At 71.3% G+C, this 20,326-nt stretch carries 24 protein-coding genes; 5 read left to right on the top strand and 19 right to left on the bottom strand.

Annotation, left to right across the window (positions count from 1 at the left end; all coding sequences use genetic code 11):
* Nucleotides 1-12: 12 nt before the first annotated feature.
* From EDF31_RS08780 to EDF31_RS08770, 3 genes are all read right to left on the bottom strand, one after another.
* Complete coding sequence (locus EDF31_RS08780) at nucleotides 13-1,422, bottom strand: L-serine ammonia-lyase (RefSeq protein ID WP_123293026.1); 1,410 nt, start codon at nucleotides 1,420-1,422, stop codon at nucleotides 13-15.
* Between the two features lie 165 nt (nucleotides 1,423-1,587).
* Complete coding sequence (locus tag EDF31_RS08775) at nucleotides 1,588-1,782, bottom strand: PspC domain-containing protein (RefSeq protein ID WP_111083567.1); 195 nt, start codon at nucleotides 1,780-1,782, stop codon at nucleotides 1,588-1,590.
* Nucleotides 1,783-1,916: 134 nt separating this feature from the next.
* A complete protein-coding gene (locus EDF31_RS08770; RefSeq protein WP_243649951.1) occupies nucleotides 1,917-2,855 on the bottom strand; it encodes an NADP-dependent oxidoreductase in 939 nt (312 codons plus the stop codon).
* A 78-nt stretch (nucleotides 2,856-2,933) separates the two neighbouring features.
* On the opposite strand from EDF31_RS08770, the gene EDF31_RS08765 reads away from it, so the two are divergent.
* Entirely contained in the window at nucleotides 2,934-3,752 is an 819-nt protein-coding gene (locus EDF31_RS08765; protein ID WP_131845884.1) for a shikimate 5-dehydrogenase, read from the top strand.
* Between the two features lie 77 nt (nucleotides 3,753-3,829).
* Here EDF31_RS08765 and EDF31_RS08760 read toward each other — a convergent pair whose 3' ends face one another.
* From EDF31_RS08760 to EDF31_RS08750, 3 genes are read right to left on the bottom strand one after another with little or no spacing between them, the layout of a single operon-like run.
* Nucleotides 3,830-4,273, bottom strand: coding sequence for an SRPBCC family protein (locus EDF31_RS08760; RefSeq protein ID WP_123293024.1), 444 nt, complete (start codon nucleotides 4,271-4,273; stop codon nucleotides 3,830-3,832).
* A gap of 5 nt (nucleotides 4,274-4,278) precedes the next feature.
* Entirely contained in the window at nucleotides 4,279-5,724 is a 1,446-nt protein-coding gene (locus EDF31_RS08755) for an NAD(P)/FAD-dependent oxidoreductase (RefSeq protein WP_131845883.1), read from the bottom strand.
* A gap of 39 nt (nucleotides 5,725-5,763) precedes the next feature.
* Nucleotides 5,764-6,432, bottom strand: coding sequence for a hypothetical protein (locus tag EDF31_RS08750; RefSeq protein WP_111083572.1), 669 nt, complete (start codon nucleotides 6,430-6,432; stop codon nucleotides 5,764-5,766).
* A gap of 102 nt (nucleotides 6,433-6,534) precedes the next feature.
* Here EDF31_RS08750 and EDF31_RS08745 point away from each other — a divergent pair, with 102 nt between their 5' ends.
* Nucleotides 6,535-6,810 carry a hypothetical protein gene (locus tag EDF31_RS08745; protein WP_131845882.1) on the top strand — a complete coding sequence of 92 codons (276 nt, stop codon included), beginning with the start codon at nucleotides 6,535-6,537 and terminating at the stop codon, nucleotides 6,808-6,810.
* Between the two features lie 44 nt (nucleotides 6,811-6,854).
* Here the strand turns inward: EDF31_RS08745 and EDF31_RS08740 are convergent, their stop codons facing one another.
* The 3 genes from EDF31_RS08740 to EDF31_RS08730 are packed head-to-tail and all read right to left on the bottom strand — an operon-like array spanning nucleotide 6,855 to nucleotide 9,429.
* A complete protein-coding gene (locus EDF31_RS08740; protein WP_131845881.1) occupies nucleotides 6,855-7,382 on the bottom strand; it encodes a GNAT family protein in 528 nt (175 codons plus the stop codon).
* A 26-nt stretch (nucleotides 7,383-7,408) separates the two neighbouring features.
* Nucleotides 7,409-8,686 (bottom strand): ABC transporter permease, encoded by a 1,278-nt coding sequence (locus EDF31_RS08735; protein ID WP_123937041.1) that lies wholly within the window; start codon nucleotides 8,684-8,686, stop codon nucleotides 7,409-7,411.
* A complete protein-coding gene (locus EDF31_RS08730; RefSeq protein ID WP_111083576.1) occupies nucleotides 8,683-9,429 on the bottom strand; it encodes an ABC transporter ATP-binding protein in 747 nt (248 codons plus the stop codon). The genes EDF31_RS08735 and EDF31_RS08730 overlap by 4 nt, the downstream gene beginning before the upstream one ends.
* Nucleotides 9,430-9,509: 80 nt before the next feature.
* Here EDF31_RS08730 and EDF31_RS08725 point away from each other — a divergent pair, with 80 nt between their 5' ends.
* Entirely contained in the window at nucleotides 9,510-10,139 is a 630-nt protein-coding gene (locus EDF31_RS08725) for a TetR/AcrR family transcriptional regulator (RefSeq protein ID WP_123293018.1), read from the top strand.
* An 81-nt stretch (nucleotides 10,140-10,220) separates the two neighbouring features.
* Here the strand turns inward: EDF31_RS08725 and EDF31_RS08720 are convergent, their stop codons facing one another.
* The 8 genes from EDF31_RS08720 to EDF31_RS08685 form a co-directional block, all read right to left on the bottom strand.
* Nucleotides 10,221-11,231: a glycine betaine ABC transporter substrate-binding protein gene (locus EDF31_RS08720; protein ID WP_131845880.1), complete on the bottom strand. Its 1,011-nt coding sequence runs from the start codon at nucleotides 11,229-11,231 to the stop codon at nucleotides 10,221-10,223.
* Nucleotides 11,228-11,989 carry an ABC transporter permease gene (locus EDF31_RS08715; RefSeq protein ID WP_111083579.1) on the bottom strand — a complete coding sequence of 254 codons (762 nt, stop codon included), beginning with the start codon at nucleotides 11,987-11,989 and terminating at the stop codon, nucleotides 11,228-11,230. The genes EDF31_RS08720 and EDF31_RS08715 overlap by 4 nt, the downstream gene beginning before the upstream one ends.
* Complete coding sequence (locus tag EDF31_RS08710) at nucleotides 11,986-13,263, bottom strand: ATP-binding cassette domain-containing protein (protein ID WP_111083580.1); 1,278 nt, start codon at nucleotides 13,261-13,263, stop codon at nucleotides 11,986-11,988. Before EDF31_RS08710 ends, EDF31_RS08715 begins: the two co-directional genes overlap by 4 nt.
* Entirely contained in the window at nucleotides 13,250-13,897 is a 648-nt protein-coding gene (locus EDF31_RS08705) for an ABC transporter permease (protein ID WP_131845879.1), read from the bottom strand. The genes EDF31_RS08710 and EDF31_RS08705 overlap by 14 nt, the downstream gene beginning before the upstream one ends.
* 208 nt (nucleotides 13,898-14,105) lie before the next feature.
* Nucleotides 14,106-14,810 carry a DinB family protein gene (locus EDF31_RS08700; RefSeq protein WP_123293015.1) on the bottom strand — a complete coding sequence of 235 codons (705 nt, stop codon included), beginning with the start codon at nucleotides 14,808-14,810 and terminating at the stop codon, nucleotides 14,106-14,108.
* Nucleotides 14,807-15,418: a hypothetical protein gene (locus EDF31_RS08695; RefSeq protein ID WP_131845878.1), complete on the bottom strand. Its 612-nt coding sequence runs from the start codon at nucleotides 15,416-15,418 to the stop codon at nucleotides 14,807-14,809. Before EDF31_RS08695 ends, EDF31_RS08700 begins: the two co-directional genes overlap by 4 nt.
* Before the next feature lie 58 nt (nucleotides 15,419-15,476).
* Nucleotides 15,477-16,355 carry an aminoglycoside phosphotransferase family protein gene (locus tag EDF31_RS08690; RefSeq protein ID WP_131845877.1) on the bottom strand — a complete coding sequence of 293 codons (879 nt, stop codon included), beginning with the start codon at nucleotides 16,353-16,355 and terminating at the stop codon, nucleotides 15,477-15,479.
* Nucleotides 16,356-16,472: 117 nt separating this feature from the next.
* On the bottom strand, nucleotides 16,473-17,123 hold the full coding sequence (locus EDF31_RS08685) for a ScbR family autoregulator-binding transcription factor (RefSeq protein WP_165901374.1): 651 nt from the start codon (nucleotides 17,121-17,123) through the stop codon (nucleotides 16,473-16,475).
* A 73-nt stretch (nucleotides 17,124-17,196) separates the two neighbouring features.
* Between EDF31_RS08685 and EDF31_RS08680 the strand changes: the two genes are divergently transcribed.
* A complete protein-coding gene (locus EDF31_RS08680) occupies nucleotides 17,197-17,640 on the top strand; it encodes a hypothetical protein (RefSeq protein ID WP_123293011.1) in 444 nt (147 codons plus the stop codon).
* A 44-nt stretch (nucleotides 17,641-17,684) separates the two neighbouring features.
* Here EDF31_RS08680 and EDF31_RS08675 read toward each other — a convergent pair whose 3' ends face one another.
* Together EDF31_RS08675 and EDF31_RS08670 are read right to left on the bottom strand one after the other, a co-directional pair.
* Entirely contained in the window at nucleotides 17,685-18,839 is a 1,155-nt protein-coding gene (locus EDF31_RS08675; RefSeq protein ID WP_131845875.1) for a GAF domain-containing protein, read from the bottom strand.
* Complete coding sequence (locus tag EDF31_RS08670; RefSeq protein ID WP_243649950.1) at nucleotides 18,836-19,612, bottom strand: ThuA domain-containing protein; 777 nt, start codon at nucleotides 19,610-19,612, stop codon at nucleotides 18,836-18,838. Before EDF31_RS08670 ends, EDF31_RS08675 begins: the two co-directional genes overlap by 4 nt.
* An 89-nt stretch (nucleotides 19,613-19,701) precedes the next feature.
* On the opposite strand from EDF31_RS08670, the gene EDF31_RS08665 reads away from it, so the two are divergent.
* On the top strand, nucleotides 19,702-20,154 hold the full coding sequence (locus EDF31_RS08665) for a DUF3817 domain-containing protein (protein WP_131845874.1): 453 nt from the start codon (nucleotides 19,702-19,704) through the stop codon (nucleotides 20,152-20,154).
* The last annotated feature ends 172 nt before the right edge of the window (nucleotides 20,155-20,326 follow it).

The raw sequence follows: 20,326 nt of genomic DNA, 5'->3' as shown, positions 1-20,326 counted from the left end.
CAGCCGCAGTGCTCAGCAGAGCGGGACGTTCACCGCGAGCCCACCCATCGCGGTCTCCTTGTACTTCGTCGACATGTCCGCCCCGGTCTGCCGCATCGTCTCGACGACCTGGTCGAGCGACACGTGGTGCACGCCGTCGCCACGCAGGGCCATCCGTGCGGCGTTGATCGCCTTGTTCGCCGCGATCGCGTTCCGCTCGATGCACGGGATCTGCACCAGGCCACCGATCGGGTCGCAAGTGAGCCCGAGGTTGTGCTCCATCGCGATCTCCGCGGCGTTCTCGACCTGTTCCGGGGTGCCCCCGAGTACCTCGGCGAGTCCGGCGGCAGCCATCGACGCGGCCGAGCCGACCTCGCCCTGGCACCCGACCTCGGCGCCGGAGATCGATGCGCGCTCCTTGTAGATCGACCCGACGGCGCCGGCTGTGAGCAGGAACCGCACGACGGCGTCGTCCCGGTCGGCAGCGGTGATCACGGGGACGTAGGTGAGCGCGTAGTACAGCACCGCGGGGATGATGCCGGCGGCGCCGTTGGTGGGTGCGGTGACGACCCGGCCGCCGGTGGCGTTCTCCTCGTTCACCGCCATGGCGACGAGGTTCACCCACTCCATGGCGAACAGCGGGTCGTGGTCGGGGTCCTCGCGGGTGAGCTGCTCGTGCCAGGTGGCTGCACGACGCCGGACGTCGAGCCCGCCGGGCAGGCATCCGTCACGGCGGACGGAGCGGTCGACGCACGAGTCCATAACGGCGTGGATGTCGAGCAGCCCGGAGCGGACGTCGGCGTCGGTCCGGGTGACCGACTCGTTGGCGAGCGCCACTCCGCTGATCGGCAGACCGGAGGCAGCGCAGGCGGCCAGCAGCTCGGCGCCGCTCGAGAACGGGTACGGGACACGGTCGTCGACCGGGATCGCCGCCCCCGCGACCACGGCACCGTCGTCCACGGCACCGCCGTCCTCGCCGTCGCCGTCGCTGTCGCGAGCGATGAAGCCGCCGCCGATCGAGTAGTACGTCTCGTCGGCCAGGTCGGCACCGGCTCCGTCACGGGCTCGCAGCCGCATGGCGTTCGGGTGCCGGGGCAGCATGGTCAGGGGGTGCAGCACGATGTCGGCGAGCCGGAACGGCACGGTCGCCCCACCGTCGAGCCGGAGCAGGCCGTCGCGTTCGAGGGTGTCGAGCGCCGCGGACATCGCGTCCGGGTCGACGGTCTCGGGGTGGGACCCCATCAGGCCGGCGACCACGGCGCCGAGGGTGCCGTGGCCCTGTCCCGTCGACGCCAGTGAGCCGTACAGGTCGACGGCGACGGAGGCGACGGGCAGCCCGGCGACCAGGGACGCGAACTCGGCGCCGGCCCGCATCGGCCCGACGGTGTGCGAGCTCGAGGGACCGACACCCACGCTGAACAGATCGAAGACGGAGACCGGCACGCCGCCACACTAACCCGTCCGGACGGACCGGGCTCAGCCCCGTCCGGACGGACCGGGCTCAGCTGGCCGTGCCGAGTCTCGGGCTGAGCGACAGATCACGGACTCACGAGCGCGAGAACTGTCGCTCACCGCGAGACTCGGCCCCCGGGCACGGACGGACCGGGCTCAGCGGCGGGTGTTGCCCTCCGCCGGCACCACGAACCACAGGACGACGTAGGCGATCCACAGCGGCCCGGGGAACAGGCTCAGGATCACCCAGCCGATGCGGACGAGGGTGCGGGACAGGCCGAAGCGATCGGCGAGGCCGGCGCAGACACCGGCGAGGATGCGGCCGTTGCGGGGGCGGGAGAGTGTGCTCATGGGGCCGACGCTACGCACCGGCGACGAGCAAGGGCATCCGGGCAGTACCCCGGAGAACGGTGGGGAAAACCCCCGAACGACCCCGAAGGCCCGCCCACGACCACCGATGCCCGATGCCCGATGCCCGATGCCCGTCAGGGGATCAGCACGATCTTCCCGCGGGTGTGCCGCTGCTCCAGCTGCTCGTACGCGTCCTGCACCCGGTCGAGCGGGAACGTCGCCGCGATCGGCACCTCGACCTCGCCGTTCGCCACCTGCATCGCGAGGGCGCCGAGGATCTCCGGGTCGGCCGTGTCCGCACTGCCGGAGGCCTTCGCACCGACCTCGGCGGCAGCCTCGAACGCGATGATCGTCTCGATGCGGTCGACCGGCACGCCCAGGGCGATCCCCAGGTGCACGTACTCCGGACCGTGGGTGTCGATGACGGCGTCGATGCCGTTGGTGGCGAGCTCGGTGATGCGCTCCTGCAGGCCATCGCCGTAGGCGACGGGCCGTGCACGCTTCGACCGGAGCCACTCGTGGTTCGCCTCGGACGCGATCGCGATCACGTCGATGCCCTCGTTCGTCAGCAGCTGCGTGACGAACCCGCCGACACCGCCGGCGGCACCGGACACGACGACGGTCTCGCCGGGTCGGGGGTCGACGGCACGGACGGCTGCGGCAGCGGTCGTGGCGACGATGTCGAGCCCGCCAGCGACGGTCCAGTCGAGCAGCCGGGGCTTCTGCACGACCTGTTCGGCCGGCACCGAGACGTACTCGGCCTGGCTCGCGCGGTCCCACGACCACCCGAGGACCTCTTCGCCCTCGTCGACGCCGTCGACGCCCTCGCCGACGGCCACGACGATGCCGGCGAAGTCGGTGCCCTGACCGGACGGCAGCGCGTCGGAGGACCCGCCGTCGAGCAGCCCCTGGCGGATCGCCGACTCGCCCGGATTGATGCCCGCGGCGCGGACCCGGACGAGCACCCGACCGGCGGTGGCCTCGGGGACGGGGACCTCGGCGACGTGCAGCACGGAGCGGTCACCCCACTCGTCGAAGCGGACGGCGCGCATGGTCTCCGGGATCTCAGTCATCGCGTCCGACGGTACCCCGAGCATGACGAACGGTCCGCGTGGACCGCTCCATCGGCACGACGGTGGGAGACTGGCCCCATGCCCATCCTCAACAAGGACATGCAGGTCTGCATGTCGCTCGCGGCCCGGCCGAGCAACATCGGCACCCGGTTCCACAACTTCCTGTACGACGAGCTCGGGCTCAACTTCCTGTACAAGGCGTTCACCACGACCGACCTGCCCGGCGCCGTGGCCGGCATCCGCGCGCTCGGCATCCGCGGCTGCTCGGTGTCGATGCCCTTCAAGGAGGCGATCATCCCGCTCGTCGACCACGTCGAGGAGTCCGCCGTCGCCATCCAGTCGGTGAACACGGTCGTGAACGACGACGGCGTGCTCACCGCATCGAACACCGACTACGAGGCGATCGCCGCGCTGCTCGGGTCGCACGACGTCGACACCGCGTCCCGGGTGCTGCTCCGCGGCTCCGGCGGCATGGCGAAGGCCGTGACCGCGGCGTTCCGCGGCGCCGGCTTCGACCGCCTGACGGTCGTCGCCCGCAACGAGCAGACCGGTACGGCGCTCGCGTCGCAGTACGGGTACGAGTGGATCGCCGAGGAGCGCGAGGCGGGGGAGTCCGACCTGGTGGTCAACGTCACGCCGCTCGGCATGCGAGGCGACCAGCAGGACGCGCTCGCCTTCGCACAGGACCGGATCGAGGCGGCCCACACGGTCTTCGACGTGGTCGCGTTCCCGTCGGAGACCCCGCTGGTCCGTGCGGGACGGGACGCCGGCAAGCACGTCATCACCGGAGCCGAGGTCATCGCGCTGCAGGCGGCGCGCCAGTTCGAGCGGTACACGGGTGTCGCCCTGACGGACGACCAGGTGGCGCGCGCCAGCGAGTTCTCGCGCGCCGAGTAGTCGACGCGCCCACAGGGCGGACGGGAGGCGCGGGGCCAGCTGGCACCGCGCCTCCCGTCCGCCTTTGTGGGAACGTCTCAGGCGTTCGTCGCGCGCCCGACGGCCACCCACCCGAGTCGGCGCAGCGTCTCGTGGTTCCGGACCCAGATGAGCGGCTGCATGAGGAAGTCGGGGACCCAGGCGCCCGGACCGGCGACGGCGTTCTCGACGATCGTCACCTTGCAGCCCTTGCGGTGCGGCTCCACGGTCAGCTCCACGCGGGCCTCGCCGATCGGCCACCCCTTCGGCTGGATCACCATGCGGTGCGGCGGATCCCACACCAACGAGGTCGTGACGTCGTCGATGACGAGCGGCCAGGCACCGAAGGAGTGGTGCAGGTGCGTGCCGACCTGCGGCCAACCGGCCTCCTGCTTCCGCATGCGCGAGGCGCCGACCACCCAGGTCGTGTAGAGCCAGCCGTCGCCGAGCACGTCGAAGACGTCCTCGGGAGCGCAGTGGAGGATGCGGACGTTCTTCGCCATGGTGATCAGCCTTCCGGGGTGAGGTCGACGTCGTCGGGCAGCCCGAAGGTGTGCCGGAGTGCGCTCTTCGCGGCACGCCAACCGGCCATGCCGTGCACACCGGGGCCGGGCGCGGCCGACTCGGAGCACAGGTACATGCCGCCGCCCATCCGCCACGGGTCGCTGGACAGCACCGGGCGCTTCACGAGCTGCCAGAAGCTCGCAGCACCGGCGGCGATGTCACCGCCGACGTAGTTCGGGTTGTGGTCCGACATGTGCGCGGCCGTCCGGCTCGACGTGTGCAGGATCGTGTCGCGGAACCCCGGTGCGAACCGTTCGACCTGGCGCGTGATCGCCTCGGTCTGGTCGACGTCGGACCCCGCCGGCACGTGCGCGTAGGCCCAGAAGACGTGCTTGCCCCGCGGCGCCCGGGTCGGGTCGACGACGGTCGGCTCGGAACCGAGCACGTACGGCCGTTCGGCGTGCTGGCCGTGCGCGACCGAGCCCTCCGCAGCGGCGATCTCGGCTCGTGTCCCGCCGATGTGCACCGTGCCGGCCCGGCGCAGCGCCTCGTTCGTCCACGGCACCGGGTCGGACAGCGCGAAGTCGACCTTCGCGGCCGCGTTGCCGAACCGGAACCGGCGGAGCGCACCGCGCTTCGGCGTGGGGATCTGCGAGCCGGCGATCCGCAGCATGCCGGGGACACTCGTGTCGAAGAGCACCGCCTTCGCCGGGGTGAGGTCACCGAGCGACCGGACCTCGTGCCCGGTGACGATCCGTCCGCCGTGCGCGACGAGGTCGTCGGCGAGCGCGTCGATGATCGCCTGGCTGCCGCCGATCGGCACGGGCCAACCGCGGGCGTGTGCGTAGGCGCCGAGCGACAGCGCCGCGGCGGCCGTCGACAGCGAGGGCATGTGCTGGATGGAGTGCGCGGCGACGCCGGACACCATCGCCGGGGCGGCGTCCTGCCGGAAGCGGGCGTTCCAGGCGCTGCTGCCCTGCTCGAGTGCGCGCAGGCCGAACCGCAGCACCGTGAGCGGGTGCCGCGGCACGTGCAGGAGGGCGTCGGTGGCGAAGTCGGCGACCTGGTCGGCAGCGCGGGCGAGCGGGCCCATCAGGTTCCGGAAGGCCGGGCCGTCCACGCCGAGCTCGGCGGCCGTCCGCTCGAGGTCCTGGTACGCGATGCCCGCACGACCGCCGTCGAGCGGGTGCCCGTACTGCACCTCGGGCAGACGGAGCTCGATGCGCTCCTCCATCCGGAACAGCCGGAAGAACTCGGACTGCAGGGCCATCGGGTGCACCGCCGAGCAGACGTCGTGCAGGAACCCCGGCAGGGTGAGCTCGGCGGTGCGCGCACCACCGCCGATCGTGTCGTTCCGTTCGACCACCTCGACGGACAGGCCCGCACGGGCGAGCGTCACCGCCGCCGCGAGTCCGTTCGGTCCGGCCCCGACGACCACCGCATCAACCATGGTCCGAGCCTAGGGACTCGTGTCTGCGCGTGGTCCCGGTCAGGGGCGAGCGACGTCGGGGTCCGCAGGGTCGGAGCCGTCCTCGTCGCCGTCGGCGTCGTCGGGTTCGTCGGCGTCGACCGGGGTCGAGCCCACGGGGTGCTCGGCCAGCAACGTCGCGAAGTCCTCGTCGAGCATCTGCTGCAGACGGTCGTCGCGCCCGATCTCGTAGTCGTCGGCCGGACGCTGGGCCCAGCCGAGGCGCCCGACCACCGTGGTGCCGATGTCGTCCCAGGCTCGGGCGCGGGCGGCGAGCACGATGCCGTCGACGAAGTGCTGGTCGTCGCGGCGCTTGTCGAGCATCGTCGCGAGTTGCTCGTACGTCGCCTCGCGCGTGCGCAGCTTGAGGTCGTCACCCCGGCGGTAGTCGTGCTGGTGCCGTGAACGGCCCTTCGACTTGCTCGACGTCGACCGGATCTCCCGCATGCGCGCGGCGTCGCCCCGCTGCTCCTCGGCCATGCGGTGGAGCTCCTCGCGCGCGGCCTCGGCGATCAGCGCGTGGTCGAAGTACCCCTGGTCACGCAGCGCGTTCGTGATGATCCGGTTGCCGACCGCGATCGTGACCGCGGCCTTCGCGATGAGGAACCCCTCGTCGACGGCCCGCTTCAGTTCGACCTGGCTGATGGGTCGATCGCGCACGTCGTGGTTGCGTCGTCCGAACAAGGCCATGCTCCGACGATACCGGCGTCCGGTGACCATCCGTCGGCAGGTGGACCCGGATCACGCCCTGGAGGGACGACACGCCACGAGTGGTTCCGTAGCGTCGGGTGCATGGTCACGTACACGGAGTCCCCCCGCACCGGTCTCGGCACCGCGAGCCTCGTCCTCGGGATCTGCTCGCTGCTCGCCGGTTGGACGTTCGTCGCGCCGATCGTCGGGCTGTGCCTGGGCGTCGCGTCGCGCAGCCGGGAACCGCTCGCCCGTGGTCGCGCGGGCTGGGGGGTCTTCCTGAACCTCATCGCGCTCGCCGTCTGGATCCTGCTGCTCGTGCTGGCGGTCGTCGGCGGTGTGTTCGCGGTCTGGCAGGGCGCGACGCAGGGCTCCTGACGCACGCGCACGCGCATGCGCACGGGGGCGGCGGGGAGTCTCGCCTAGAGCAGCAGGCCGTAGACGGCGACGTCGGCGCGGACGGGCCCGAGCGGCAGCGCGCCCCGCAGAGTGCCCTCGAGGGCGAACCCGAGCCGTTCGGCGAGCGCGCGGCTGCGGACGTTGTCGACGCCGGTCCGGATCTCGAGCCGTGCGGTGCCGCGCGCCCGCGCGACCTCGACCAGCACGCCGGCGGCCCGCCCCGCGACACCGCGGCCCTCGTGTCCGGCGTCCACCCAGTAGCCGAGTGACGCCTGGCCCAGGTACGGGTCGAAGGTCAGCGACGCGACCCCGACGATGCGGTCGTCGGAGCGGATGACGCAGGGGAGCGCGCGGTCCATCGCGAACTGGCCGAGCAGCCGTTCGGTGTGCAGTCCGATGGTCTCGCGGTCCTGCGGATCCCACGCCCAGGGTTCGGCCGCCCGGAGCCGGTCGAGGTTCGCGCACACGAGTTCCAGCACCGGGTCGACCGTCGTCAGGTCGCGCAGCGTCAGCGTGTACCCGTCGCCGAGGTCCCGCCCGAATGCCGCCACCCGTCAGAGACTATGCACGCCGGGCGCTACTCGTACCGGAGCGCCTCGATCGGGTTCTGCCGCGCGGCGCGGCGCGCGGGGAGCGTGCCGGCGAGGAACGCGATGAACATCACGACGAGGATGATCGTCGCCACCGAACTCGGCGCGAACTGCATGATCTGCAGGCCCGGCAGGTCCTTGAGCACCGTGCCGGCGAGCACGTTCGAGATGCCCGTCCCGAGCAGGATCGCGACACCGGCTCCGATCGCGCTGCCGAGGAACCCGATGAAGACCGCCTCGAGCGAGAACAGCGTGTAGACCTTGCCGCCGCCCATGCCCATCGCCTTCATCAGGCCGATCTCGCGGGTGCGTTCCTGCACGCTCATCAGCAGCGTGTTGATGATGCCGAAGCCCGCTGCCACCAGGGCGATGACGGCGAAGGCGTTCAGGACCCCGACGATGCCGCTGATGACGGTCTGGAACTGGCCGAGCTGGTCCTGGATGGTCTGCCCGAGGAACCCGTCGTCCGACAGCGCCTTCTTGACCGTGGTCGCGGAGGCCCCGGAGTCGAGCGTCGCGGTGGCGCTGGCGTACGAGGTCGCGATCGAGTCCGGCTTGCCGATCTCCTGCGCGGCCTGCATCGCGTCGGTGAGCGCGGCGTTCGCACCGGCTCCGCCCCCGAACAGCGACTCGTTCTGCACACCGACCACCGTCGCGGTGAGGGTGTGCTCCTTGCCCTGGTAGTCGTCCACCGCGAAGGTGAGTTCCTTGCCGACGGCGGCCTTCGCGCTGCCGAGTCCGAGGTTCTCCAGGTAGTTCGTCGGCAGGATCACCTGGTTCGCGTCGGTGTCGTCGTCGAGCTGCTTCCCGCTCGCCAGGTCGGCGTCGAGTTCCCCCGCGTTGGCGGTCAGGGAGACGACGTACTTGCCGTCGTCGCCGTGCTCGGCGTACTTCGGCGCCAGGGCGACCGCCGGACGGATGCTCTTGATGCCGTCGATCGCGCGGATGTCGTCGACGTCGGACTGCGACAGGTACGAGAACGACGCCGGACCGCGGTCGACGCTCTGGCCGGACTCGTCGGGGTCGTACTCCGCCGGCCCGCTGTCGGTCGACGTGGTGTCGACGGCCTTCGTGATGGTCAGGGAACCGGTGTCACCGATCGACGAGACCTGGGTGTCGATGTAGTTGCTGACACCCGTACCGATCGCCGAGGTCAGCGTGATCGTGAAGGCGCCGATGAAGATCGCGATGACGGTCAGGGTCGTGCGCAGCTTCGACCGGAAGGTGTTCGAGACCGCGGTGCGGAGCAGGTCGAGGAAGTTCATGCGGAGTGCCTTCCGTGCGTGGCCTGCTGGTCGACCGCGGCACCGGCGGTGGGGGTGCCGTCCGATCCACCGACGATGAGTCCGTCGCGGACGTTCACGCTGCGGTCGCAGCGGGCGGCGAGTTCTTCGTCGTGGGTGACCACGACGAGCGTGATCCCGCGTTCGCGCTGCAGGCCGAAGAGCATGTCCTCGACCACCTGCCCGGTGTTCGTGTCGAGGTTGCCGGTCGGCTCGTCGGCGAAGATGACGCTCGGCTCACCGACCAGCGCGCGTGCGATGACCACGCGCTGCTTCTGCCCGCCGGACAGGTCGTTGGCGTCGTTCTTCGCCTTGTCGGCCAGACCGAGGGAGTCGAGCGCCGCCATGCCGCGTCGCTTCCGCTCGGCTCCGGAGACGCCCGCGATCTTGAGCGGCAGCACGACGTTGTCGAGGACCGAGGTCTTGGGGGTCAGGAAGAACTGCTGGAACACGAACCCGAAGGTGCTGTTGCGCGTGCGGTTCACCTGCCGCGCGCCGAGGGTCGCCGCATCGGTCCCGTCGAGCAGGACCTGCCCGGTCGACGGCTTGTCGAGCAGTGCGAGCAGGTGCATGAGCGTCGACTTGCCCGAACCGGACTTGCCGACGATCGCCAGGCTCTCGCCCTGGTGCACCTGGAGTGACACCCCCTTGAGCGCGTCGAACCGCGTCGGGCCTCGGCCGTAGGTCCTGGCGAGGTCACGGGCCTCGAGCACGGGAGTGGTCATGGCCCCACCGTAGTGTCCGCTGCACGACTGCAAGTTTGCGTTTGCTGTAGATCATGTGACGTTCCGGTTACAGTCGGGCCATGCCCGACACCGCGCCCGCCACCGAGATGGGTCTGCGCGACCGCAAGCGCATCGAGACACGCCACCGCATCGCGGAGGCGGCTCGGTCCCTCGCGCTCGAGCAGGACATCGACCACACCACGATCGAACAGATCGCCGCACGCGCCGAGGTGTCACCGCGCACGTTCTTCAACTACTTCGAGAGCAAGGAGGACGCGGTCCTCGGGCACACCGAGCTCGACCTGGACGCCGAGACCCTGGCAGCGCACCTCGAGACCGTCGCGGGGGAGCCGGCTGCGCAGGCCGTGGTCGACCTGGCGTTCCTGGTGTTCGGCTCGTCGTTCGGCGACGAGCACGAGCGGCTCGCCCGGAAGGAGGTCATCGTGCGCTTCCCGCAGCTCATGCGCCGCCAGGTCAGCCGGATGACGACCGTGGCCGAGGCGATGACGGGTGCGGTGCGCACGATCCTCGAACGCGACCCGGCGTGGGGGCCGGACGCCGCGACCCCGCAGGCCGCCGAGATGCTGCTCGGCATGTGCATGACCGGCCTGCGGAGTTCGGCGCGGCACGAGGGTTCCGACCCGGAAGAGGTCCGCGCCCGCGTCGTCGCGTCGATCCGCGACACGGCTGCGCGCATCGCTGCGGCCTGAGACGCAACCACGGACGGACGGGAGGCCGGGTGCCAGCTGGCACCGGGCCTCCCGTCCGTGACGTGGATGCGTCGAGAGCCGTCACGGCTTCGTGATGAAGCCCTCCTTCACCATCCAGTCGAACGCGACGTCGGCCGGCTCGCGCCCCTCGACGTCGACCTGACGGTTCAGCTCCTGCAGCACCGCATCGGTGAGCTTCGGCGAGATCTGGTCGTAGACGTCGGCGAGCTGCGGGTACTCCTTGAGCGTGGCCGAGTCGAGCACCGGCGCGACGTTGTACGCCGGGAAGAAGCCCTTGTCGTCCTCGAGCACGGTCAGGCCGAGCGACTTGATGCGGCCGTCGGTGGTGAAGACCTCGCCGAAGTTGCACTTGCCGCGGTCGGTGGCCGTGTAGACCGTGCCGGTGTCGAGGATGCTGACGTTGTCGCTGGGGATCCCGTTCTCCCCCGAACCGCCGAGCTCCAACCCGTACTTCTTGAGCATCGGCTTGAACCCGTCGGCACGCGAGTTGAACTCCGACTCGACGCAGAACGTCCGCTGGTCGACCGGCAGCTTCGCGATGTCGGACAGGGTCTTGATGTCTCCGAGCTCCTTGACCGCCTCGTCCCGCACCGCGAACGCGTAGGTGTTGTTCATCGGCGCCGGGTCGAGCCACGTGAGCCCGTTGCCGGCGTCCTCCTTCTTGACCGCTTCCCACTGCTCGGTCTTGTCCGGGATCCCCTCGGCGTGGCCCATGAAGGTCAGCCAGGCGGTGCCGGTGTACTCGTACGTGAAGTCCGCACCGTGCGAGGTCATCAACTCGCGGACGGCGACGCTGCCCGGCACGTTGGTCTCGTCGGTGACGTCGAACCCGGCGGCCTTCGCGGCGAGCACGGCGATCTTGCCGAGCACGAGCTGCTCGGTGAAGTTCTTCGACGTCACGGTGATGTGGGCGCCGTCCGGCAGGTCGTCGATGCGCTCGATGGTGCCCGGACCGGCCTCGGGGACGAAGGACGTCGCGGGCTGCAGGCCGCAGCCGGCCAGGACGAGCGCGGTGGCACCGGCGAGTGCGACGGCAGCCCCGCGGCGGAGGCGGCGGGTACGGCGGTTCATCGGAGTCCCTTCGGACGTGCGACGGTCTCGACCACACGGCCGAGCCAGTCGATGGAGAGGGCGAGGAGCGCCACGAGCAGCGCACCGGCGACGAGCACCTTCGGCAGGAACAGCGTCACGCCCGTGGTGATGAGGAGACCGAGGCCGCCTGCACCGACGAAGGTGGCCAGGCTCGCGGTGCCGACGAGCAGCACGAGGGCCGTCCGGATGCCGGACAGCATGACCGGCACCGCGAGGGGCAGCTCGACGCGCATCAGGACGCTGAACGCGCTCATGCCCATGCCACGGCCGGCCTCGACGAGTCGCGAGTCGACGCTCTGCACGCCGATCATGGTGTTCCGGAGGACCGGCAGGATCGCGTAGAGCACGAGCGCGACCACGGCAGACCAGCTGTTCAGGCCGAGCCAGGCGGCGAGCAGCACGATCAGGCCGACGGCGGGAGCCGCCTGCCCGAAGTTCGCGACGGCGAGCACGTACGGACTCGCCCGACGCAGCGGTCCGCGGGTGAGCACGATGCCGAGCGGGATGCCGATCACGAGCACCAGTACCGTCGACTGCAGCGTGAGCACCAGGTGCTGCCCGGTGAGCGCCAGGATGTCCGACGGGTTGAGCGTCGTGCGCTCGGTCGGGGTCAGGTCCGCCGTGGCGAGCCAGATCGCGAACCCGGCGAGCACGACCAGGATCGCGATCGGCTGGAACAGTAGGCCCTTCCAGGACGTGCTGGCGCCGGTGGCGGGTCCGGCGGCGACAGCACTCACAGGTCTTCCCCGGAGGGCGCGATCACGGGCGCGGCCGGCGAGGACGGCAGCGTCTCGATCTGGTTGGTGTTCGTGCCGACCGGCGTGTACGCGCGGTCGTCGGCGGCCGCCGCACGCGACCGGGTGATGGCCTCCATGACGACCTCGACCGTGATGACACCGCGGAACGCCTCGCCACGACCGGTGACCAGTGCGGCCCCGGCGCTCGAGACGAGCATGGTGTCGAGGGCGTCGTTGAGCGTCGAGGCCTCGCCCACGATGGGCAGTTCCGGGTCGACGCCGTCCGGGATCCGGTCCAGGCGCTCGAGCTGCCGGCGCGACGGCCAGCCGATCGGCCGCTGTCGACGGTCGACCACGACGGCGTGCCCGTGACCCCCGGCCTCCTGCATGCGCTGCAGGACGGCCTTCGCCTCTTCGCCGGGGGAGCAGGTCACCGCGGAGACGACCTCGACGTCGCGGACGCGGTTCAGGGTGAGCTGCTTCAGCCCGGCCCCCGAGCCGATGAAGTTCTCGACGAACTCGTTCGCCGGCTCGGCCAGGATCCGCTCCGGGGTGTCGTACTGCACGATGTGCGCACCCTCGGTGAAGATGACGATCCAGTCACCGAGCTTCACGGCCTCGTCGAAGTCGTGGCTGACGATGACGATCGTCTTGTGCAGCTCTTCCTGGATGCGCAGGAGCTCGTCCTGCAGACGCTGCCGGGTGATCGGGTCCACCGCGCCGAACGGCTCGTCCATCAGCAGGACGGGCGGGTCCGCGGCGAGCGCCCGGGCGACACCGACGCGCTGCTGCTGGCCGCCGGAGAGTTCGCGGGGGTAGCGGTCGCGGTAGGTGTCGGGGTCGAGCGAGACGAGGTCGAGCAGCTCGTCGACGCGCGCCGCGATCTTCTCCTTCGACCAGCCGAGCATCTTCGGCACGATCGCGATGTTCGCGGCGACGGTCATGTGCGGGAAGAGCCCGCCGGCCTGGATGACGTAGCCCATCCGGCGGCGGAGCTCGTCGGCGTCGATGCCGGTCACGTCGTCGTCCCCGACGACGATGCGGCCCTCGGTGGGCTCGATCAGCCGGTTGATCATCTTGAGCGTGGTCGTCTTGCCGCAGCCGGACGGGCCGACGAGCATGACGATCTTGCCGGCGGGGATCTCGAGCGTGATGCCGTCGACGGCCGGCTTCGACTGCCCGGGGTACCGCTTGGTGACCTCGTCGAGCAGGATGCTGCGGCCGGTGACGTCCCCGTCGGGCGCGGTGGTGGTGGCGGAGTCAGTGCTGGACACGGATACCTCTCGAGATGGTCAGGCGGCCGAGGCCGAGGAGGAGCAGGTCGAGGACGAGGGCGAGCAGGACGACGCCGACCACCCCGACGACCACGGAGTACAGGGCGTTCGCGCCGCCGAGGCGCGAGAGTCCGGAGAAGATGAAGCCGCCGAGTCCGGGCCCGAGTGCGTAGGCGGCGATGGCGGCGATGCCCATCACCATCTGTGCGGACACCCGGACACCGCTGAGGATGATCGGCCAGGCCATCGGCAGTTCGATCTGCACAAGGGTCCGGAACCGGCTCATGCCGATGCCGCGGGCCGACTCGACCACGCTCGGCGGGATCTCGGCGAGGCCGACGACCGCGTTGCGCAGGATGGGCAGGGCGGCGAAGAAGACGACCGTCACGACGGACGGCAGCACGCCGAAGCCGAGCGGGACGATGAGCAGGCCGATGACCGCGAAGGACGGCAGGGTGAGGCCGATTGCGGACACCCCGTTCGCGACGGAGGTCAGGCGGGGACTGCGGTAGACGAGTGTGGCGAGCACCACGGCGATGACCGTGGCGAGCACCGTGCACTGGACCACCAGTGAGAAGTGTTGCCACGACGAGAACCAGATCTGGCTCCATCGCTCCACGACGTACTGGAACACAGGTGGGCGCTCCCCTTCCGGTCGGCCGAACTGCCCACGGGTCGGGGCACAAGCTCCGCCAAAGCTACGCAGGGCACGGACCGGTCGCACGTCGACGTGCAGCGGAAGCGATCGTTTCCTGTGCAGACGGCACGATGAGAACCCCTGGTCAGCGGCCAGTTCGACCGTCGAGCCTGAGAGAACGGTAACGATCGTGAGGGGCCGTCGGCTACATGGCCAGACCCCGCAGGCCGGACCGCTCGGCGATGTCGACGAGCTGCTCGCGCCAGAGGACCCACTCTTCCGGGCTCTTGTCGGCCAGGTTGCCGTCCCCGTCACCCGCCAGTCCGTCGAGCATCTCGCGCACGATGTCGGCGTGCCCTGCGTGCCGGGCTGTCTCGTACGCCATGTGCACCAGGATGCGGTGGAGCGTGACCTCGCGGAGCTCCTCCGGCCACCAGGGGACGGTGCCGCGGGCGTCGAGGTCGAGCGCTTCGATGGTCGCGTCGGCGTGCGCTGCACTGCGGTGGTGGAAGGCCACGACGTCGTCCAGGGTCTCGTCGAGCGTCGCGTACATGTCCTCGCCGTCCTCGGACTCGAGCCAGGCGGGCGGGTCCGGAAGCGGCCGACCGAACACCTCGCCGAAGTACCCGGCCTGCACACCGGCGACGTGCTTCACCAGCCCGAGCACGTTCGTGCCGGTCGGGGTCACCGGCCAGCGGGCCTGCCGTTCGGCCAGGCCGTCGAGCTTGCCGAGGAGCGCGGCGCGGTGCTTCTGCAGGTACCGGTGCAGCGTCCGCTTCACCGCAGCGGCCGAGGCCAGGGGGTCGGTGTCCGACGACGCGCCCTCGTCCGACAGGGCCGAGTTCCCGCTGGACGCGAGGCCGGTGGTCGTCGCGGGGTGGACCTCGGGGACGGCGTCGGTGCTGCTCATGCCCTCGATCGTGCCACCACGACGTCCTGCAGGCGTGCCGATTCCTGCACGGCCACCCGCTCCGCGGTGAGCAGCAGCCCGGCCACCTCGGCCGAGGTGCGCGCAGGGGCGTCGTTCCAGCTCGTCAGGTCACGCACGCGGCCCATCCGGACGTCGGGCGCAGGACACCAGAGCACCGGCGCGCCCTCGTCCACGGCGAGCGCGTGCCAGACCAGGTCGAGGGAGTGCTGGACCCGCGGCGAGTGCACGGCGTGCGGCCCGCCAGCGGCCGAGACGACCGCGCCGACCAGGCACGCGGCGACGAGCGGTCGCCCCTGCACGTCCATCGCGGCGGCACTCGTGGCCTTCCGCATCCGGCCGTGCTCGTCGAGGTACGCGAACCAGGCGTGCTGGATCCAGCCGCGTTCGACGACGCCACGCGCGTCGGACAGCAGGTGCTCGAGCTCGCCGAGTTCCTGCAGCCGGGCTTCGACCCGTCGGACGCGTGCAGCGGCGCGGCGCTCGGCGAGGCGGTCGAGGAACCCGCGGAGGCCGGTTCGCTCGGTTCGGGTGGGGGCGGGAGAGGCGTCGGTGGCGACGTCGTGCTGGACGCGGAACTCGAGGGTCATGAGGGCCCCTCCGATCGGCTGTGCACGGATGGTGCGGTCACGATAGCCCCGCGGGGTCTCAGCCGTCCAGCACCGCGTCGATGCTGCGCCGCGCGACGCTCCGGAAGGCGCGTTCGTCGGACGTCGCGAGCGCGGAGGCGAGCGCGATCGCCCACCCGCGCGCGCGTCCCCAGGTGACGTCCGGGGCGGCGACCAGCGTCCGGAACGCGTGGCGGGCCTCCCGGTCGAGCGTCAGCCAGGCGGTGGCGAGGTCGACGGCGGGGTCCCCCGAGGTCACGTCGCCGAAGTCGACGACCGCCGACAGGCGTTCGTCGCCGTCCGGCGTGCGGTCCACGAGCAGGTTGAACGGGTGCAGGTCGCCGTGCACCCAGACGGGAGGCCCGGTGTGCGTCGGCAGCGCCGCCGCGGTCCGCCAGACCGCTGCCAGCTCCACGGCCCGGGGCACGTCCTGCGTGGCGAGTCGCTTCAGGACGGCGTCGCTGCGCGTCGCCAGCGGCACCGCACGGAACGGGTTCGCCGGAGCATCCGCCGGAGCCGGCACGTGCAGCAGTCGCACGAACTCCGCGAGGGCCTCGGCGACCCGGACACCCGCAGCACGCTCACCGACGGGTGCTCCCGGGAGCCACGGGACGATGCTCCACGACCAGGGGTACCCGAGCGCCGGACGGCCCACGCGCACCGGAGCCGGCACCGGGACGACGGGTGCGACGCGGACGGCGATCTCCGGCAGCCACCGCTGCTCGTGCTCGACCAGGCGTGCCGCGAGCTCCCGACGCGGCAACCGCACGGCGTGCTCGTCGCCGAGTCGCACGATGACGTTGTCCCAGCCGTTCGCGACGACCACGAGCGTCAGGTCCGCCAGGTCGGGGTGCTGGGCGTGCAGCAGGGCCCGGACGAGCGGGACGTCGACGTCGACCTCTGCCGGTGGTGTGGGCACCGGCTCAGGCTAGTGGGCCGGTGGACACATGCCCGCGAACGGGGGCGGGTGCGGGAACCGACCGCTGGGTATCCTCGTGAGGACGGTGACGTGGGTGTTTCCCTGGGGGGACCCGCGTCATTCCGGCGCGATGATGGCGACGAGTCGCGGGACCTCTGGCCGCAGGCGTTCGGTGACGAGCGCGGCGAGCAGCACCGTCCAGAGTTCCCGCAGGCGTTCGTACAGGTCGGTGCGGTCGGCGAGCACGTCCGACACCGTCTGCACGCCCGTGTACGCGGGGATGACGACGCGTCCGACCATGTCCGGGTCCCACCGCGGGTCCACCTCGCCGGCGTCGATCGCCTGGCGCACGGTCTGTGCGATGAGCGCCATCCAGTCGGTGTACGGGTCCTGACGGGGGACGTCGTGCGTCGCGACCTCGGTCGACAGACGGATGCCGGCGCTCACGACCACCTCGGTGACCATCTGGGTCGCCAGTCCCTGTGACATCCACATGAGGGCTTCGAGCGGCGTCCGGCTCCGGGCGATCGCGGCCTCGCCGTAGCGCCGCGAGACCTCGTGCTGCTGCGCGATCACGGCACCGGCGAGGTCGGCCTTCGACGCGAAGTGGAAGTACAGCGCGCCCTTGGTCAGCCCGATCCGTTCGGCGACGCCGTCCATCGACGCGCCGAGGTACCCGCGCTCGTCGAACTCGGCGGCCGCGGCCCCGATGATCGCCGCGCGGGTCTCGAGCGCCCGCTGCTGCCGGGTGCGTCCGTCCTGGGCCATCACCTGCCGATCGTAGTCCGCTCCGAGGCTGCGCACGGCCCGCGTCCGGGCGGGTGCCCTACGGTTGGCCGCCATGGACGGATGGCGGAACCCCGCGCGGTGGGCGCGGACCGGTCGGTGGCTGCTGCTGCCGATCGCGGTGCTCGACTGGGTGGCCCTCGCGCCGCAGACCATCGTCGTGCTCGCGTTCCTGATCGCCGTCGTCGGCCTCGCCGGGATGGCAGCCGCGCTCGTCGTGCACATGCTCGGGCGCTCCCGCGGGGTGATGGCGCTGCTCGGTGTCGTCCTGCTGCTCGGCGGGCTCGTGGTGTTCGGCCTCGACCCGTTCCCTGCATCGTTCCCGCTGATCGACGCGTGGTGGCCCGAGTCGATCACGCAGCCGCAGGTGGTCGGCAGTGCCTACTGGCAGCTCGCCGGCCTCGGCATCGAGCTCGCGGGCTTCGGACTGCTGGCCACGCTGCTCGTCGTCGCGCTCACCGGTGCACCGCGATCACGGCAGGACCGCTTCCGCTCCTGACCGCGGCGCACGACTGCGGCAGCGACGTCGTCAGCGGACGGTGTTCAACTCCGCCCGAGCACGACCAGCGTCACGTCGTGGGCTGCACCGGCCGGCACCAGGGCGCGGACCCGTTCGACGACCGCGGCCCCGGTCGGCTCGGCAGCGACCAGGGCGGCCAGGTCGTCGAGGTGGCCGATCCCCTCGAGCGCCAGGACGCCCTCGGTGCAGACCACCAGCCGGTCGCCCGCGGCCAGGTCGAGCGTCGCGGGGGACCGCGGCACGGACTCCGGCTGCAGGCCGAGCGGCAGGTCGAGCGAGTGCAGCGCACGGCTGGTGCCGTCGGCGCGGACGAGTACGGCGAGGCCGTGGCCGGCGTCCCCGAAGACGACGTGCCCCGACGTCGGGTCGAGCCGCAGGTGGAAGAGCGAGCCGACGGCGTCCGCAGCGGACAGGTCGGCGGTGATCTGGGCCTCCAGGCCGCCGATCGCGTCCTGCATGGCGGTCTCGGTGCGTGCGACGACGGCGCCGCGGACCGCGGAGGCCAGCAGGCCGGACGCGCGTCCGGCCGCCGCGACGCTGCCCATGGTGACGTGCAGCGCACCGTCGCTGGCGAGTCGCCAGTCAGCGACGTCCCCGCCGCCGTCCTCGGTCCGGAGCACCAGGGTGTCGAGGTCGTGTCCGGGGACCTCGACGGGTCCGGGGACCAGGCCCTCGAGCACGCGGGTCACCCGATCGCGGTCGATCGCGTGGCCGAGTTCGCGCTCCGCCCACCGTGCGAGGTCACGCAGCAGGTCGAGGTCGGCCGCCGACAGCTCGCGCGGGGTCGCGTCCATGATGCAGAGCGTGCCGACACGGGTGCCGTCGAGCATCGACAACGGTGCTCCGGCGTAGAACCGGATGCCCTGCTCGGTGACCGCTGCCAGGTCGCGGAACCGGGGGTCCAACAGCGCGTCCGGCACCACCATCGGCTCGTTCGTGAGCACCGTCGTCGAGCAGAAGACCTGCTCCGCCGGGGCGCTCCCGCCCTGCCGCCAGCCCTGCGTCGACTGCGCCGTCACGACGTTGCCGTGCACCAGGTTCAGGAACGTCAGCGGGACCCCGAACGCCTCTTGGGTCATGCGGGTGATGCGGTCGAACCGCTCCTCCGGACCACTGCCGAGGACACCGAGTGCCTCGACCACGGCGGTCCGGTGCGCGGCGGGGTCCGGCTGGGTCATGCGCCCTGTCTACCCGCACCCTCCGTCAGGAACCAGTCCCGCGGGTGCTGGTCGGCCGTCAACTCGCGTCGCTCGGACACCGGAGCGGCCCACGCCGCCGCGTTCGACAGCACGCGCTGGATGTCCGGGTGGTGGTAGACGGGGTACTCCTGGTCGCCGGGGGAGAAGTAGAAGACCTTCCCCAGACCGCGGCGGTAGGCGACCCCGGACCGGAAGACCTCGCCGCCGGCGAAGGTCGACAGGAAGACCTCTTCGTCGGGGCGCGGGATGTCGAAGAACTCGCCGTACATCTCCTGCCGGTCGATCACGATCGGGTGCGGCACCCCGTCGGCGATCGGGTGCTCCGGCGCGATCGTCCAGACGAGTTCGCGCTCGCCGTCGTTGCGCCACTTCAGCGAGCAGGTGGTGCCCATCAGGCGCTTGAACGGCTTCGAGTAGTGCCCGGAGTGCAGCACCACCAAGCCCATGCCGGCGTGCACGGCGTCGACGACCAGGTCGACCACGGCGTCGCTGACCTCGTCGTGGGCGGCGTGGCCCCACCAGAACAGGACGTCGGTCGTGGCCAGGCGCTCGGCGGTGATGCCGTGCTCGGGCTCCTGCAGCGTCGCGGTGCTCACGGTGGCGTCGGGGTGGTGCTCGCGGAGCGCTGCCGCGATCACGGTGTGCATGCCGTCGGGGTAGTGCCCGATGACCGTCGCGTCACCGCGGGTCTCGTGCACGTTCTCGTTCCAGACGACGATGTTCAGGGGACGGTTCTCGGTCGGCACTGACATGGCTCCAACGCTAGCCTCCCCGGGCGTCGAATCGATACGACCACCGGAGTGTCGGGGGTTTCCCGGGACACGTCCGCGACGATGTGGGCATGACTCCCCGCTCCCTGTTCCGTGCCGCCGCGGTCGCCGAACTCGTGACCTGGACCATGCTCATCGCCGGGATGGTGCTCAAGTACGGCCTGGACGCCGGCGACTGGGGCGTCCGGATCGGCGGCGGGGTGCACGGCTTCGTGTTCCTGGCCTACCTCGTCGTGACGACCGTCGTCGCGGTCAACCAGCGCTGGACCGTCGGGGCACTCGTGCTCGGCTGGGCGAGTGCCGTCGTGCCGTACGCCACGGTGCCGTTCGAGGTCGCGGTCGCCCGACGAGGCATGCTCGAGGGCCCGTGGCGCCGCTCACCCGACGCGCGCTCGGGCTTCTGGGACCGTCTGCTGTTCTTCGTGGTGCGTCGCCCCGCGGTCGCGGTCGTCATCGGGGTCGTGGCGGTCGCTCTGGTCTTCGTGGTGCTGCTTGCGGCGGGCCCGCCCCGCGTGACTTCGTGAGCAGAAATGGTCGGGTTCGTGATGCGGACCCGACCATTTCTGATCACGATGCGCGGCCCTGGTCGCGACCACGGACGGACGGGAGGCCCGGTGCCAGTGGACTGGTCCCCGGTTCTTGGACTGATTAGTCGGTTCGAGATCCGGGGATGGTTCGTGTGGGTGGTACCGCGTC

The sequence above is a fragment of the Curtobacterium sp. PhB142 genome (assembly GCF_004341255.1).
In the GTDB taxonomy this organism is placed as follows: Bacteria; Actinomycetota; Actinomycetes; order Actinomycetales; family Microbacteriaceae; genus Curtobacterium.
This window is presented reverse-complemented; position numbering and strand designations above follow the sequence as displayed.